Origin of the sequence: Streptomyces avidinii (genome assembly GCF_014650695.1) — a bacterium.
GTDB lineage: Bacteria > Actinomycetota > Actinomycetes > Streptomycetales > Streptomycetaceae > Streptomyces > Streptomyces avidinii.
In genome coordinates this window covers 150,178-163,104 of record NZ_BMVL01000018.1, presented here as the reverse complement: position 1 = coordinate 163,104, position 12,927 = coordinate 150,178, and the positions used below count along the sequence as shown (strand labels likewise).

General features: G+C 73.4%; 14 protein-coding genes. 9 read left to right on the top strand and 5 right to left on the bottom strand.

Annotation, left to right across the window (positions count from 1 at the left end; translation table 11 throughout):
• From IE257_RS33645 to IE257_RS33635, 3 genes are all read left to right on the top strand, one after another.
• A partial coding sequence (locus IE257_RS33645; protein WP_229920811.1) for a glutamate-cysteine ligase family protein occupies positions 1-1,027 on the top strand: 1,027 nt, incomplete at its 5' end.
• 93 nt (positions 1,028-1,120) lie between these two features.
• Positions 1,121-1,960: a CPBP family intramembrane glutamic endopeptidase gene (locus tag IE257_RS33640; RefSeq protein WP_245385761.1), complete on the top strand. Its 840-nt coding sequence runs from the start codon at positions 1,121-1,123 to the stop codon at positions 1,958-1,960.
• A gap of 107 nt (positions 1,961-2,067) precedes the next feature.
• A complete protein-coding gene (locus IE257_RS33635; protein ID WP_189973620.1) occupies positions 2,068-2,754 on the top strand; it encodes a hypothetical protein in 687 nt (228 codons plus the stop codon).
• Between the two features lie 33 nt (positions 2,755-2,787).
• On the opposite strand, the gene IE257_RS33630 is transcribed toward IE257_RS33635, so the two are convergent.
• Positions 2,788-3,630 carry a PhzF family phenazine biosynthesis protein gene (locus IE257_RS33630; protein ID WP_189973619.1) on the bottom strand — a complete coding sequence of 281 codons (843 nt, stop codon included), beginning with the start codon at positions 3,628-3,630 and terminating at the stop codon, positions 2,788-2,790.
• 226 nt (positions 3,631-3,856) lie between these two features.
• Here IE257_RS33630 and IE257_RS33625 point away from each other — a divergent pair, with 226 nt between their 5' ends.
• Positions 3,857-4,477: a PadR family transcriptional regulator gene (locus IE257_RS33625; RefSeq protein ID WP_189973618.1), complete on the top strand. Its 621-nt coding sequence runs from the start codon at positions 3,857-3,859 to the stop codon at positions 4,475-4,477.
• Positions 4,478-4,579: 102 nt separating this feature from the next.
• On the opposite strand, the gene IE257_RS33620 is transcribed toward IE257_RS33625, so the two are convergent.
• A complete protein-coding gene (locus tag IE257_RS33620) occupies positions 4,580-5,008 on the bottom strand; it encodes a type II toxin-antitoxin system Rv0910 family toxin (protein ID WP_189973617.1) in 429 nt (142 codons plus the stop codon).
• A 172-nt stretch (positions 5,009-5,180) separates the two neighbouring features.
• On the opposite strand from IE257_RS33620, the gene IE257_RS33615 reads away from it, so the two are divergent.
• Both IE257_RS33615 and IE257_RS33610 read left to right on the top strand, forming a co-directional pair.
• On the top strand, positions 5,181-6,137 hold the full coding sequence (locus IE257_RS33615) for an EamA family transporter (RefSeq protein ID WP_189973616.1): 957 nt from the start codon (positions 5,181-5,183) through the stop codon (positions 6,135-6,137).
• A gap of 149 nt (positions 6,138-6,286) precedes the next feature.
• Positions 6,287-7,255 carry a DMT family transporter gene (locus IE257_RS33610; protein WP_229920809.1) on the top strand — a complete coding sequence of 323 codons (969 nt, stop codon included), beginning with the start codon at positions 6,287-6,289 and terminating at the stop codon, positions 7,253-7,255.
• Here the strand turns inward: IE257_RS33610 and IE257_RS33605 are convergent.
• On the bottom strand, positions 7,237-7,953 hold the full coding sequence (locus tag IE257_RS33605) for a pyridoxamine 5'-phosphate oxidase family protein (RefSeq protein WP_229920808.1): 717 nt from the start codon (positions 7,951-7,953) through the stop codon (positions 7,237-7,239). The genes IE257_RS33610 and IE257_RS33605 overlap by 19 nt on opposite strands.
• A gap of 35 nt (positions 7,954-7,988) precedes the next feature.
• Between IE257_RS33605 and IE257_RS33600 the strand changes: the two genes are divergently transcribed.
• On the top strand, positions 7,989-9,323 hold the full coding sequence (locus IE257_RS33600; protein ID WP_189973614.1) for an aminotransferase class I/II-fold pyridoxal phosphate-dependent enzyme: 1,335 nt from the start codon (positions 7,989-7,991) through the stop codon (positions 9,321-9,323).
• Between the two features lie 326 nt (positions 9,324-9,649).
• Here IE257_RS33600 and IE257_RS33595 read toward each other — a convergent pair whose 3' ends face one another.
• Positions 9,650-10,687, bottom strand: a complete 1,038-nt coding sequence (locus IE257_RS33595; RefSeq protein WP_229920807.1) for a DMT family transporter — start codon at positions 10,685-10,687, stop codon at positions 9,650-9,652.
• Between the two features lie 74 nt (positions 10,688-10,761).
• Here IE257_RS33595 and IE257_RS33590 point away from each other — a divergent pair, with 74 nt between their 5' ends.
• Positions 10,762-11,682, top strand: coding sequence for a LysR family transcriptional regulator (locus tag IE257_RS33590; protein WP_189973612.1), 921 nt, complete (start codon positions 10,762-10,764; stop codon positions 11,680-11,682).
• 83 nt (positions 11,683-11,765) lie between these two features.
• Here IE257_RS33590 and IE257_RS33585 read toward each other — a convergent pair whose 3' ends face one another.
• Positions 11,766-12,224 carry a pyridoxamine 5'-phosphate oxidase family protein gene (locus tag IE257_RS33585; protein ID WP_052873049.1) on the bottom strand — a complete coding sequence of 153 codons (459 nt, stop codon included), beginning with the start codon at positions 12,222-12,224 and terminating at the stop codon, positions 11,766-11,768.
• 76 nt (positions 12,225-12,300) lie between these two features.
• On the opposite strand from IE257_RS33585, the gene IE257_RS33580 reads away from it, so the two are divergent.
• Positions 12,301-12,915 (top strand): cysteine hydrolase family protein, encoded by a 615-nt coding sequence (locus tag IE257_RS33580; protein WP_189973611.1) that lies wholly within the window; start codon positions 12,301-12,303, stop codon positions 12,913-12,915.
• Positions 12,916-12,927: the final 12 nt, after the last annotated feature.

The following is a 12,927-nucleotide window of genomic DNA, read 5'->3' as shown; positions in this document are numbered from 1 at the left end:
CGGCGTCGAACGGCTCATCTGGAACTCCGGGTCGATCGTTCCGGAGGCCGCCTGCACCTCCGTACAACTCCATCTGCAGGTGACCCCGGCCCGCTTCTCGGCGGTGTGGAACGCGGCGCAGGTGGTGGCCGCCGCACAGATAGCCGTCGGCGCCAACTCGCCCTTCCTGTTCGGGCGTGAGCTGTGGCGGGAGTCGCGACCCCCGCTGTTCACGCAGGCCACCGACACCCGGCCGCCCGAGCTCCAGGCGCAGGGAGTGCGGCCGCGCACCTGGTTCGGGGAGCGGTGGGTGGACTCGGCCTACGAGCTCTTCGCCGAGAACGTCCGGTACTTCCCCGCCCTGTTGCCGATATGCGACGAGGAGGAGCCGCTGCGGGTGCTCGCCGAGGGCGGGGTCCCGCGGCTGCAGGAGCTGGTCCTCCACAACGGCACCGTCTACCGCTGGAACCGGCCCGTCTACGGGGTCGCCGACGGGGTGCCGCACCTGCGGGTGGAGAACCGGGTGCTGCCGGCCGGGCCCACGGTCGCCGACGTCGTCGCCAATGCCGCCTTCTACTACGGGCTGGTGCGCACCCTCGCGGACGAACCGCGCCCGGTGTGGACCCGGCTGCCCTTCGCCGAGGCGGAGGCGAACTTCGACGCCGCCTGCCGGTACGGGATCGACGCGCGGCTGCGGTGGCCGCGCCGGGGCCGGGCCGGGGGGCTGGCCAGCGTGCCCGCCGTGCGGCTGGTCCTGGACGAGCTGCTGCCGATGGCGGCGGCCGGGCTGGACGCCTGGGGCATCGAGCCCGCGGACCGGGACCACTACCTCGGCATCATCGAGGAGCGCTGCCGGCGCCGGGTGAACGGGGCGACCTGGCAGGTGGACACCTACCACCGGGCACTCGCGGGCGGGCTGGAGCGGGACGAGGCGCTGGCCGCGACGACCCGCAGGTACACCGAGCTCATGCACAAGGGCGATCCCGTGCACACCTGGCCGGTCGGGCTGACGGAGGAGGTGGCCGCCTCGGTGCCCGTCGTTCGCTGATCCGCTCCGGACCTGTCCGCCGCGTGCCCGGCGACGACCGGCCGTCCCGCTGACGACCCCGCAGTGATCCCCCCGGTCCCCCGAGGGGGCAGTATGGGGTGGTCGCAATGGGATGGCAGGACGGAGTCGGGCGTGCGGGCGGAGCCGGAGCCGGTGTTCGTGGGGCTGAGCGAGGACGGGCGGCGGGGTCTCCTGCGCACCGAGACGCTGCTCGTCCTCGCCCTGTCGCTGGGGGCGAGCGGGGTCTCGGCGCTGATCAGCTTCCTCGGCTCGCTCACCAAGCCGGGCGGCCTCAAGGACCAGGCGGCCACGCTCAACGGCTCGTACGCGCCGGGTCGGCCCTGGCTGGACCTGGCCTGGCAGCTGTTCGGCATCGCGAGCGCCCTGGTGCCCGTACTCCTGGTGGCGCACCTGCTGACCCGCGAGGGGGCCCCCGGGCTGCGGGTGCTGGGCTTCGACCGCACCCGGCCCTGGTGGGACCTGGGCCGGGGCGCTCTCGTCGCGGCCGGGATCGGCAGCGCAGGGCTGGCCTTCTACCTGGGGGCACGCGCCGCCGGATTCAACCTCACGGTGGTGCCGGAGGCGCTGCCCGACGTGTGGTGGAAGTTCCCCGTACTGATCCTCTCCGCGCTGCAGAACGCCGTGGTGGAGGAGGTCATCGTGCTGGCCTACCTGCTGCGCCGGCTCGGCCGGCTGGGCTGGTCGCCGACGTCCGCCCTGCTGGCCAGCTCGGTGCTGCGCGGCTCGTACCACCTGTACCAGGGGATCGGCGGCTTCATCGGCAACATGGTGATGGGTGTCGTCTTCGTCCTCGCCTACCGGCGCTGGGGCCGGGTGGGACCGCTCGTCGCCGCGCACGCGCTGCTCGACATCGTGGCCTTCGGCGGGTACGCCCTGCTCGCGGGCAAGGTGGGCTGGCTGCCCACGCCGTGATCCGGCGCGGGGTCACCCGATCGGGCGCGCGGAGCGGTGGCGGCCGCCACGGGTGGTGCGACGCTGGAGGGAAGGCTTCGTCGGGATCGGGCGAGGAGGCGTTCAGGGTGGCTGGTGCGGAGTCGCTGGTGTCCTTCGCGCCGCTGCTCGTGCCCGTGGTCTCCGGCCTGGTGGGCGGGGCCACCCTCCTCGTCAAGGACCGCCGCGAGAAGCGGAGTGCCGACCATCACTTCCGCCGGCGGCTGGAGAGGGCCCAGATGGAGGTCCAGTTCGTCACCGGCTGGATCGAGGCCAAGAAGCTGGCACCGACCGACGTCGCCCCCGATCCGGAGCCGGGACGCTGGCTGGACGAGTGCTACGCGTCGGTACGCAGCTACGAGGCGGAGGCGGCCGCACGGGGCGAGGGGCGGCCGGGGACGCTGCGGCGCCTGCTCCTGCTGCGCCCGCTCCGCGGTCGCCCGGCCAAGGTCGTACGCGTTCTGTACTGGATCTCCTTCCTCGCCTTCAACGCGGCCTTCGCGTGGTGGGTGAGCATCCTCGTCGGCGGTCCTCCCGAGTTCTTCGGGGCGGAGGACGAGACGGACCGGCCCGATGACGTCGAGGCCCTGCTCGGACTGACGTTCAGCTTCCTCGTGCTGACGGTCGGCCTGTGGGCGTGGGCGGTCTACCTGGACGTGTCCGAACCGGCGGCGGGGCACACCTCGCGGATCGACTCGGCCGCGTGGGCGGCGACGGAGCGGCAGCGGCGACACGATGAGGACGAACGCGCGGACCCGGGCCCGGACGCGGGCTGACCGGGCGCGACGTCGTCGGTCCGGCTTCCGCGCTCACTGCCCGGGGGCGGCCGTGGGCGGTGCTGCGAGGAGCTCACCGTCGACCACGGTGACGGCCCGGCCCGTCAGCAGGGTGCGGTCGCCCGCCAGGGTCACCCGTACGAGACCGCGGCGCGCGCCGCCCTGGAGGCCGGTCAGGTCGGTGCGGCCCAGGCGCTCCGCCCAGAACGGGGCGAGCGCGGTGTGGGCGCTGCCGGTGACCGGGTCCTCGTCGATCCCGAAGGCCGGGAAGAAGCCGCGGGAGACGAAGTCGTACCCGAGCGAGGGGTCCTCGGCCGGCGCGGTGACGATCACCCCTCGCCTCGCGAAGGCGCGCAGGGCGGCGTGGTCCGGCTCCAGCTCGCGGACGGTCTTCTCGTCGGCGAGCTCGACGACGAGGTCGCCGATGTGGTCGGCGGTGTCGTGCACGGAGAGGATCGGGGGTCCGCCGAGGGCGTGGTCCACGGAGGCCGGCGCCGGTACCGGGGTCAGTGAGGACGTCGGGAAGTCCATGGTGATCGTGCCGTCCTCGGCCGTCTCGGCGGTGAGGATGCCACAGCGCGCGGAGAAGCGGATGAGTCCGGTGGCGAGCCCGCAGGTGGCCAGTACGTGCGCGGTGGCCAGGGTGGCGTGCCCGCACATGTCGACCTCGGCGGCCGGGGTGAACCAGCGCAGCGCCCAGTCGGCGTCCCCGCCGGGCGGCAGGGGATGGGCGAAGGCGGTCTCGGAGAGGTTCATCTCGCAGGCGACCTGCTGGAGCCAGGCGTCCGGCGGGAACGCGGCGTCGAGCAGCAGGACTGCGGCGGGGTTCCCTTGGAACGGGCGGTCGGTGAAGGCGTCGACGATTCGGATGCGCATGGCACGACCGTAGGGCGATTTCTTGATCATCGACAAAGGCCAATCCGGGATGACTGGCCCGGTCGGGTGGGTGTTCCGGCAGTCGGATGGGGGAGGGGTGAGCGTAGGCCACTCGACTGTCGATGATGCATTCCGATATATCGTTGACAGGTCGCGAGCCGTCGCCGATAGTGGAGTCATCGGAGAACCGATGAAGTAACCACAACGTGACGAAAGGAGCGCAGTCATGCGTTCACACGGACAGCACGGACACGACCACGGACATGACCACGGACGGGGCCACGACCACTGCGGGCCCGATCGTCGGGAGGGATTCAAGGGGCGGCGCGCCGCCTTCGGCCCGTTCGGGCCGCCCTTCGGCGGAGGCCCCTTCGGTGGCCGCGGCGGACGCGGGGGACCGCGGGGCCGGGCCCGGCGCGGCGATGTGCGCGCCTCGATCCTGGCGCTGCTCGCCGACCGGCCGATGCACGGCTACGAGATGATCCAGGAGATCGGCGAGCGCAGCGGCGGGGCCTGGAAGCCCAGCCCGGGGTCGGTGTACCCGACCCTGCAGCTGCTCGAGGACGAGGGGCTCATCACCAGCGCGAGCGAGGGCGGCAAGAAGCTGTTCACGCTCACCGACGCCGGCCGCACCGAGGCCGAGTCGGGTCCGGACGCCCCCTGGGCGGATGCCGGGCGCGGCTTCGACTTCGAGGCGATGCAGGAGGTCCGGACGGCCGGTGTCGGTCTGATGGAAGCCTTCGGTCAGGTCTTCAAGACCGGCACGCCCGAGCAGCGGGAGAAGGCGCTCGGGGTCATCAATGACGCCCGCAAGAAGCTCTACCTGATCCTCGCCGACGAGCACTGAGCCCGGCCGGCCCGGCACACGGCGACGCGCCCCGCGAGTTCCTTTCGCGGGGCGCGTCCTCGCGTGCGGCGCGGGTGACCCGCGTGCCGGATGGCGGGAGCCTCAGATGACCAGGCCGGCCAGCTTGCGCAGCGACTCGTTGAGCGCGGCGGTGGCCGAGTCCTTGAGCTTGCCCGCCATCAGGGAGACGGCGGCCCCGGTGAACTCGCCGTCGATCCGGACCGTGGTGGCCTCGCCGTCCGGAATCAGGGTGTACCGGGTGAGGACGGCCACGCCCATCGGCCCCTTGCCGGTGATGGCGAAGAGGCGCTCGGCCTCCAGCTCCGAGACCGTCCAGAGGACCTCGGCCGGGAAACCCATCATCTTCATGTTCTCCGCGAAGGTGGCCCCGACCGCGAGGGTCTCGGGTCCGCCCTTGGGGAAGTTCGTGTGGGTCATGCTCCACTGCCCGTACGCGTCCCAGTCCGTCAGCTGGGACCAGAGCTGCGCGGCGGACGCCTCGATGCGTGATTCCGCGGTGACTTCTGCCATGCGACCACCCCTTCTCGTCGGGTACGTGCGGCGGAAGGTAGCCCCGGCGGGCGGAACATTCAATACTGACGACCTGTCAGAAATGGTGGCGGCCGGCGGGGCGTGATCTCGACTCCGTCTCAACAGGTGTCACCCCCGTGACGGTCCTGACCGGCCCTGTCATGATGGCCGGATGCAAGCGTCAGGGAGAAATGCCGGACTGGGCCTCGCCCTCGTCTCGGCGTTCGCGTTCGGTGGTTCCGGAGTGGCGGCGAAGCCGCTGATCGAGGCGGGACTGGACCCCCTCCACATGGTCTGGCTCAGGGTGGCCGGAGCAGCGCTCGTGCTGTCACCGCTGGCCTGGCGCCACCGCGACCTCGTCCTGCGCAGGCCCGCCCTGCTCGCCGGCTTCGGACTCATCGCCGTCGCGGGCGTACAGGCCTTCTACTTCGCCTCCCTGTCCCGGATCCCGGTCGGCGTGGCCCTGCTCCTGGAGTACCTGGGCCCGGCGCTGCTGCTCGGCTACATCCGCTTCGTGCAGCGCAAGCCCGTGACGCGCGGCGCCGCCGCGGGCGCGGCCGTGGCCGTCGTCGGCCTGGCCTGCGTGGTCGAGATCTGGGCCGGGCTGAGCCTGGACCTGCTCGGTGTGCTGTTCGGCCTCGCGGCCGCCTGCTGCCAGGCCTTCTACTTCGTCTTCGCCGACCAGGGCGCCGACGGGGACGACGCCCCCGACCCGCTGGGGGTCATCGCGTACGGCATGCTCGTCGGCGCCCTGGTGATGACGGTGATCGCCCGGCCGTGGGAGATGGACTGGCAGGTGCTGGGCGGTCAGGCCCTGGTGGGCGCCACCCCGGTGCCCGCGCCGTTCCTGCTCGCCTGGGTGGTGCTGGTCGCGACCGTCTTCGCCTATCTGACCGGTGTGGTCTCGGTCCGCAGGCTCTCGCCCCAGGTCGCGGGCGTGGTGGCCTTCCTGGAGGCGGTCGTCGCCACCGTGTTCGCCTGGATCCTGCTCGGCGAGCACCTCTCGACCTGGCAGATCGTCGGCGGCGGCCTGGTGCTGGGGGGCGCCTTCATCGCCCAGTCCTCCCGGCCGGCCCCGCCGGCCGAGCTCCAACCGGCCGTGCTGGACCGCGAGACGACCACGGCCTAGGGTGGCGATCATGCATTCCACCGTGCTTCCGCCTCCCGCCGCCTAGCGCGGGCGGCGCCACCACGTCAGGTACCCGGCCGGGGAGCCCCCGCTGCCCGCGAAGCGATGACCTGCTTCTTTCATCCTTCACGCATGCGCGGAGACATCTCGTGTCGAACCATTCGCCCGCTGCCGGGCGCAGTCTGCTGTACCTCGTCGTCGCCGGAGCCGCCTGGGGCACCGCCGGGGCGGCCGCCTCCCTCCTCTTCCTGGCCAGTGACCTCGGCCCGCTCGCCCTGTCCTTCTGGCGGTGCGCGGGCGGGCTCGCGGTGCTGCTCGCCGTGCTCGCCGTACGCGGGTCCCGGTCCCGCCCCGGCCCGTCCCGGGTGCGGCCCTCGATGGGCTCGCTGATCGTGACCGGGCTGCTGTTCACGGTCTTCCAGGCCGCGTACTTCGCCGCGGTGCGCGACACCGGTCTCGCCGTGGGCACCGTGGTCACCCTCGGCGCCGGGCCCGTGATCATCGCGCTGGGCGCCCGCTCCTGGATGGGCGAGCGGCTCGGCCTCGGCGGCGCGGTCGCCGTCGTCGGAGCGCTGGCCGGTCTGGCGGTACTCGTACTGGGCAGCGGCGGCGGTGAGGTGCGCCCGCTCGGTGTCGGCTGGGCGCTGCTGTCGGCCGCGGGGTACGCGGGGATGACCCTGCGGGCCCGCTGGCTCGGGCAGCGCGTGGCCGGCGGTGACCCGCTGGTGACCACCGCCTGGTCGGTCGCGGTGGGCACGGTGTGCCTGCTGCCGCTCGCGGCGGTGGAGGGGCTGCTGCCGCACACCGCCGATCTCGGCCGGGTGCTGTGGCTGCTGGTGTACGTGGCCACCGTGCCGACGGCGCTGGCGTACGCGCTCTACTTCACCGGGGCCGCCGCCGTTCGGGCCGCGACCGTGTCGGTGATCATGCTGATCGAGCCGGTGAGCGCGGCGGTCATCGCGGTCCTGGTCCTCGGGGAGCGGCTGACCGGCGCCGTGGTGCTGGGCACCGTACTGCTGCTGACGGCGGTGGGCGCGCTCATCGCGGCGGAGTCCCGGCAGCCGGTGAGCGCGGCGCCCACCCCCGGGCGGCGGACTCCTCAGAGCGCGGCGAGGTAGTCCGGAAGGGCGATGCCGGGCTCCAGGTCCGCGGCGGGCACCGGGGTTCCGTACACCGGGGCCACCGGGATCACGCCCGCCCAGTGGGGCAGGCCCAGGTCCTCGGCATCGTCGCTCACCGGGCCGCTGCGGATCTTGGCGGACACCTCGGTCAGGTCCACGCGGATCACCGCGGTGGCGGCGAGCTCCTTGGCGTTGGCGGGCCGGACGTCGGCGGAGCGGCCCGGGGCGACCGAGTCGACCATGGCGTCCAGCGCCGTCCGGCACTCGGCCTCGTCGGTGACCTGGTGGGCGGTGCCGTGCACGACCACCGAGCGGTAGTTGAGCGAGTGGTGGAAGGCCGAGCGGGCCAGGACCAGTCCGTCGACGTGGGTCACGGTGACGCAGACCTGGAGCCCCGGGTCCGTGCGGCCGGCCGCGAGCAGCGGCCGGGATCCGGTGGAGCCGTGCATGTAGAGCGATTCGCCGACCCGGGCGAACAGCGTGGGCAGGACCACGGGTGCGCCGTCGCGGACGAAGCCGAGGTGGCAGATGTAGGCCGCGTCGAGTATCGAGTGCACCGTCTTGCGGTCGTAGCGCGCCCGGTCGCGGGAGCGGCTGGGGACGGTGAGGTCGGTGGGCTCGTAGCTTCCGGTCGACTCGGGCCTCTCGGTCCCTTCCGTCGACCCCGGCGTTTCCGTGGCAGGCGTGGCGGTCATGGTCGACTCCATTGCACTAGTGCATACTAGGGTTTGTGCTAGGAGACTATCGAATCACGGGGCGCCGCGCAGCGGATATCGCCGCCGGAGTGGAGGCGGGCGTGGCTTCGGGTGCGCTCCCGCCTGGTTCGCTGCTGCCGCCCATGCGGGAGCTGGCGGGCGATCTGGGGGTGAACCCCAACACCGTGGCCGCCGCCTACCGGACCCTGCGCGAGCGCGGGGTCATCGAAACGGACGGACGGCGCGGCAGCCGGGTGCGGTCCCGCCCATCGAGCACGCCGCGGGACGCGCTGCGGATGGTGGTTCCGGAGGGAGTGCGGGACCTCGCCGAGGGCAATCCGGACGTGTCGCTGCTCCCCTCGCTCGACGGACCGCTGGCGGCGGCCGCGCGACGGTACGCGCAGGCGCCGACCCTCTACGGAGCCGGCCCGGTCGCCCCCGAGCTCGCCCGGCTGGCCCGGGCCGACCTCGACGCGGACGGGGTGCCACCGGGTCCGGTGGCGGTCACCTCGGGCGCGCTGGACGGGATCGAACGGGTGCTCGCCGCCCACCTGCGGGCGGGCGACGCGGTGGCCGTGGAGGATCCGGGGTGGGGCGGGGCGCTGGACCTGGTCCCGGCGCTCGGGCTGCGCGTGCTGCCGGTGGCCGTGGACGACGACGGGCCGCGGGTCGACGCCGTGGCCCGGGCGCTGGCCGCCGGGGCGCGGGCGCTGATCGTGACCGCGCGGGCGCAGAACCCGACCGGAGCCGCGGTGGGCGCCGAGCGGGCGCGGGAGCTGCGGGCCCTGCTGGCGCAGCACCCCGAGGTGCTGCTGATCGAGGACGACCACGGGAACGGGATCGTCGACCTGCCGTTGCACCCGCTGGGAGGGGTCACCCGGCACTGGGTGCTGGTCCGGTCGACGGCGAAGGCGTACGGGCCGGACCTGCGGCTCGCGGTGCTGACCGGCGACGCGGTCACGCTGGACCGGCTGCGGGGCCGCCAGCGGCTGGGGCCGGGCTGGGTGAGCCGGATCATCCAGTACGCGGTGGTGGAGCTGTGGACCTCGGGGGCGGTGGACCGGACTGCGGTGGCCCGCTCGTACGGACAGCGGCGCGACGCGCTGGTCGAGGCGCTGCGGGAGGGGGGGATCGCGGCGCACGGGCGCAGCGGTCTGAACGTCTGGGTGCCGGTGGTCGACGAGACGGTGGTGGTGTCCAGGCTGCTCGCCGCCGGATGGGCGGTGTCCCCCGGAGCCGTCTACCGCGTCGAGGCGGCGCCGGGGATCCGGCTGACGGTCTCGCAGCTGTCGGTCGCCGAGGTGCCCGGCCTGGCGGACGCGGTGGCCGCGGCGGCCAGCGTGGGGGCGGCGGGCGTGCGGTACGACTGACGGCCGACCGCGGGCCCGGCCCGGGCCCCGGACAGGGCGCACACCGAGCCCAGGAAGCAGTAGAAGAACGCCGGGGCGACCCGGCGGGCCGGGTCGAGCCCTCGGGCGTGCATCGAGAGCTCGGCGTCGGCGGCCGCCCGGCGCTCCGGCGCACGGGCGGCGCCGCGCATGTTCAGTGCGAACCGGCTGCCTTCGAGGAAAGCGGTGGGTCCGGCGGTCAGCAGGACGACGGCCGGGCCCAAGAGAGGCCCCCGGGCGTCGTGATGACCACCCGGAGGCTGTCAGGGCAGGGCAGGGCAGGGCAGGTCAGGGCAGGTCAGGGCAGGTCAGGCGGGCCTGCGGGCCCCGGGTAGGGTCTGGGTGAGGGCCGCGCCGGCCAGCACGATCGCGGCGCCGACGGGGGTGTTCCAGTGGAGCTGCTCGCCGAGGACCAGGACGCCCGCCGTGGTGGCGATGACCGGGATGAAGTAGGTGACCATCTGGGCGGTGGTCGGGCCGACCTCCGTCACCAGCCCGTACTGCATCTGCAGCGCCATGCCCGTGCCGAGGGCGCCCAGCGCGATCACCGACAGGGTCGGCCAGAGCGGGAAGGAGCTCGGCGCCGAGGTGAACAGGGCGCTGACGAGCGCGAGCTGGAGCGTGGAGACCATGAGCTGGCCGCCGGTCAGGGCCACCGGCGAGCCCGGGGCCCCGGCCAGCGTGCGGCGGACGTAGATCCAGCCGATGGGGTAGCAGAGCGAGGCCAGCAGGGCGAAGGCGGTGCCCTTGGCGTCGACGCCGGAGAAGCCCTGCCAGGCGCCGAGCACGGTGAGCACGCCGAGGAAGCCCAGGCCCAGCCCGGCGAAGCGGCGACGGGTCGGGCGGTCCTCGGACAGCGCGACCAGGGACAGCGCCATGCCCCACAGCGGCGAGGTGGCGTTGCAGATGCCGGCCAGGCTGGAGGGGATGCTCAGCTCCGCGTACGCGAAGAGCGAGAAGGGAGCGGTGTTGAGCAGGAGCGCCGCCACGCTCAGGTGGCCCCAGGTGCGCAGCCCTCGCGGGAGCGGTTCGCGGCGGACCAGCAGCACGGTGAACAGGGCGAGCGCGCCGAACAGGACCCGTCCCAGTGCCACCTGGAAGGGCGCGTAGGCCTCCGTGCCGACCTTGATCAGGAGGAAGCTGAAGCCCCAGATGACGGAGAGGATCGCGAACCGGACCCGCCAGTCGAGGAGGCCGCCCCGGTGGAGCCGGGTCGGGGCGGCAGTGGCCGTGGGCGTGGGCGTGGGCGTGGTCGTGGGCGTGGTCGTGCCGGTGGCCGTGGCGGTCGTCGGTGTGGTCGGGGCGGAGGCCGGGACGGCCGGCCCCGGGGTGGTCGGTGCGCTCATGCCGCTTACTCTGCTCGTATCAACTTCGTAGGACAAGCGAGAGTTTCTCCGAGTGACGCCGTAGCATTGCTTACATGTTGAACCTGGAGCGCCTGCGCACCCTCGACGCCCTCGCCCGCCACGGCTCGGTCAGCGGTGCGGCCGACGGCCTCCACGTCACCACCTCCGCCGTGTCCCAGCAGATGGCCAAGCTGGAGCGCGAGGTCGGCCAGCCGCTGCTGGCCAGGAACGGGCGCGGGGTCAGGCTCACCGACGCCGGGCGGCTGCTCGCCGATCACGCCGCCCGGATCATCTCCCAGGTGGAGCTCGCCCAGGCCGACGTCGAGGCCCAGCGGGGCTGCGCAGTGGGCGAGTTGCGGATCGGTGCCTTCCCGACCGCCATGCGCGGTCTGCTGCCGCAGGCCTTGGCGGCGCTCCGCACCGGACATCCCGAGCTGCGCGTCCGGGTGCGCGAGCAGGAGCCCGAGGAGAGCATGGCGGCCGTCGTCCGTGGGGACCTCGACCTGGCGCTGGCGATCGACTGGCACAACAAGCGGATGCCGGTGCCCGCCGAACTCACCCGGACCCACCTCCTCGACGACACCGTCGACATCGCGGTCCCGGCCGGCCACCGGCTGGCCGACCGGACGGGGAGCGCCGCTCCCTCCGGAATCTCCCTCGCCGAGTTCGGGGAGGACGACTGGATCTCCTGGAACGAGGGGCAGTTCTGCCACGAGTGGCTGGTCTTCACGCTGCGCGGTACGGGCATCGAGCCGCGCATCGCCCACATCGCCGAGGAGCACCACACCCAGCTGGCCTTCGTGGAGGCCGGGCTCGGCGTGTGCGTGGCGCCGAAGCTGGGGCGCGGTCCGGTGCCGCCGGGGGTGCGGCTGCTGCCCGTCTGCGACAGCGTTCGCCGCCATGTGTACGCGGTCTGGCGTGCGGACGCCGACCGGCGGCCCTCCATCCGGGCCGCGGTCGACAGCCTGCGGCAGGCGGCGGCCGGGCTCCGCTGACCGCCCCTACGAGCCCCGCACGAGCCCCGTCCGCGTCCCCGTCCCGGTCCTTCCCCGTCCCGGTCCCGTCGTGCTCGCGCGCTCTACAGCTTGCGGAAGTCCCAGGAGACCACCGACTCGGGCGTGAGGCGGATCCAGGCGTGCCGGCCGTCGTGCGGCATCTCCTCGATCCCGAAGTTCTTGACCGGGAAGATCCGTTCGGCCTCGGCCAGTTCGGGGCACGGCTCGCCCGTGCGCGGGGCCTCGCCCACGAAGACGGCGCTGCCGGACAGCTCCACGCCGCGCAGCTCGTCGTACGACTCGCCCGCGTCCACGACCACGGAGATCCGCGGGTCCCCCCGCAGATCGGACCAGCGCCGGCTGCGCGTGATCGAGTACAGCCACAGCGAGCTGCCGTCCCACGCGAACCACAGGGCGCCCACGTGCGGGCGTCCGTCGGGGGAGACCGTCGCCACCCGGCAGGTCCGCTGCTCGCGCAGGAACGCGTCCACTTCCGTATCGCTCATCATGATGCGGCGGCCCCGCCGCTGAGTCTCGTCCATCCGTCCCGCGCCCCTTCACATCTGACTGTGTGTCAGGAATCATGAGGGCTCTTCCGTCGCCACGCCAGGGGGAGCCATGCCGGATCTCGATCCCGCCACCACCGCGCTGCTCACCGTCGAGTGCCAGAACGGTGTCGTGGGCGAGGAGAGCGCGCTGCCCGAGCTCGCGAAGGAGGCCCGGGACTCCGGGATGCTGGCGCGGGTGGCCGCGCTGGTGGACGCCGCGCGCGGGGCCGGCGTACAGGTGCTGCACGCGGTCGCCGAACGGCGGCCGGACGGACGCGGGGCCAACGCCAACGCACGGCTGTTCCGGGCCGCCGAAAGGCTGCCGGTGCGCCAGCTGACCGGGAGCCCCGCGGTGCAGGTCGCCGCCCCCATCACGGTGGCCGAGCAGGACCTGGTGGTGCGCAGGCTGCACGGCCTCTCCCCGATGGCCGGCACCGACCTGGACGCCCTGTTGCGCAATCTCGGCATCCGCACCCTCGTCGTCACCGGGGTCTCCTCGAACATCGCCATCCCGAACACCGTCTTCGACGCCGTCAACCTCGGTTACCGGGTGGTGGTTCCCGCCGACGCCATCGCCGGGGTGCCCGCCTCCTGCACCGCCGAGGTGATCCGCAACTCCCTCGCGCTGGTGGCGTCCGTCACCACGGCCGAGGAACTGCTAATGCAGTGGGCTCCCGCGACCTGACCCCCGTAACCT

Coding starts and splice junctions, on each gene's coding strand:
- IE257_RS33630 (WP_189973619.1), bottom strand. CDS start 3,630: ATGCGCATCCGAATCGTCGACGCCTTCACCGACCGCCCGTTCCAAGGG.
- IE257_RS33585 (WP_052873049.1), bottom strand. CDS start 12,224: ATGGACGAGACTCAGCGGCGGGGCCGCCGCATCATGATGAGCGATACG.
- IE257_RS33590 (WP_189973612.1), top strand. CDS start 10,762: ATGTTGAACCTGGAGCGCCTGCGCACCCTCGACGCCCTCGCCCGCCAC.
- IE257_RS33615 (WP_189973616.1), top strand. CDS start 5,181: ATGCAAGCGTCAGGGAGAAATGCCGGACTGGGCCTCGCCCTCGTCTCG.
- IE257_RS33640 (WP_245385761.1), top strand. CDS start 1,121: ATGGGGTGGTCGCAATGGGATGGCAGGACGGAGTCGGGCGTGCGGGCG.
- IE257_RS33625 (WP_189973618.1), top strand. CDS start 3,857: ATGCGTTCACACGGACAGCACGGACACGACCACGGACATGACCACGGA.
- IE257_RS33580 (WP_189973611.1), top strand. CDS start 12,301: ATGCCGGATCTCGATCCCGCCACCACCGCGCTGCTCACCGTCGAGTGC.
- IE257_RS33620 (WP_189973617.1), bottom strand. CDS start 5,008: ATGGCAGAAGTCACCGCGGAATCACGCATCGAGGCGTCCGCCGCGCAG.
- IE257_RS33605 (WP_229920808.1), bottom strand. CDS start 7,953: ATGACCGCCACGCCTGCCACGGAAACGCCGGGGTCGACGGAAGGGACC.
- IE257_RS33595 (WP_229920807.1), bottom strand. CDS start 10,687: ATGAGCGCACCGACCACCCCGGGGCCGGCCGTCCCGGCCTCCGCCCCG.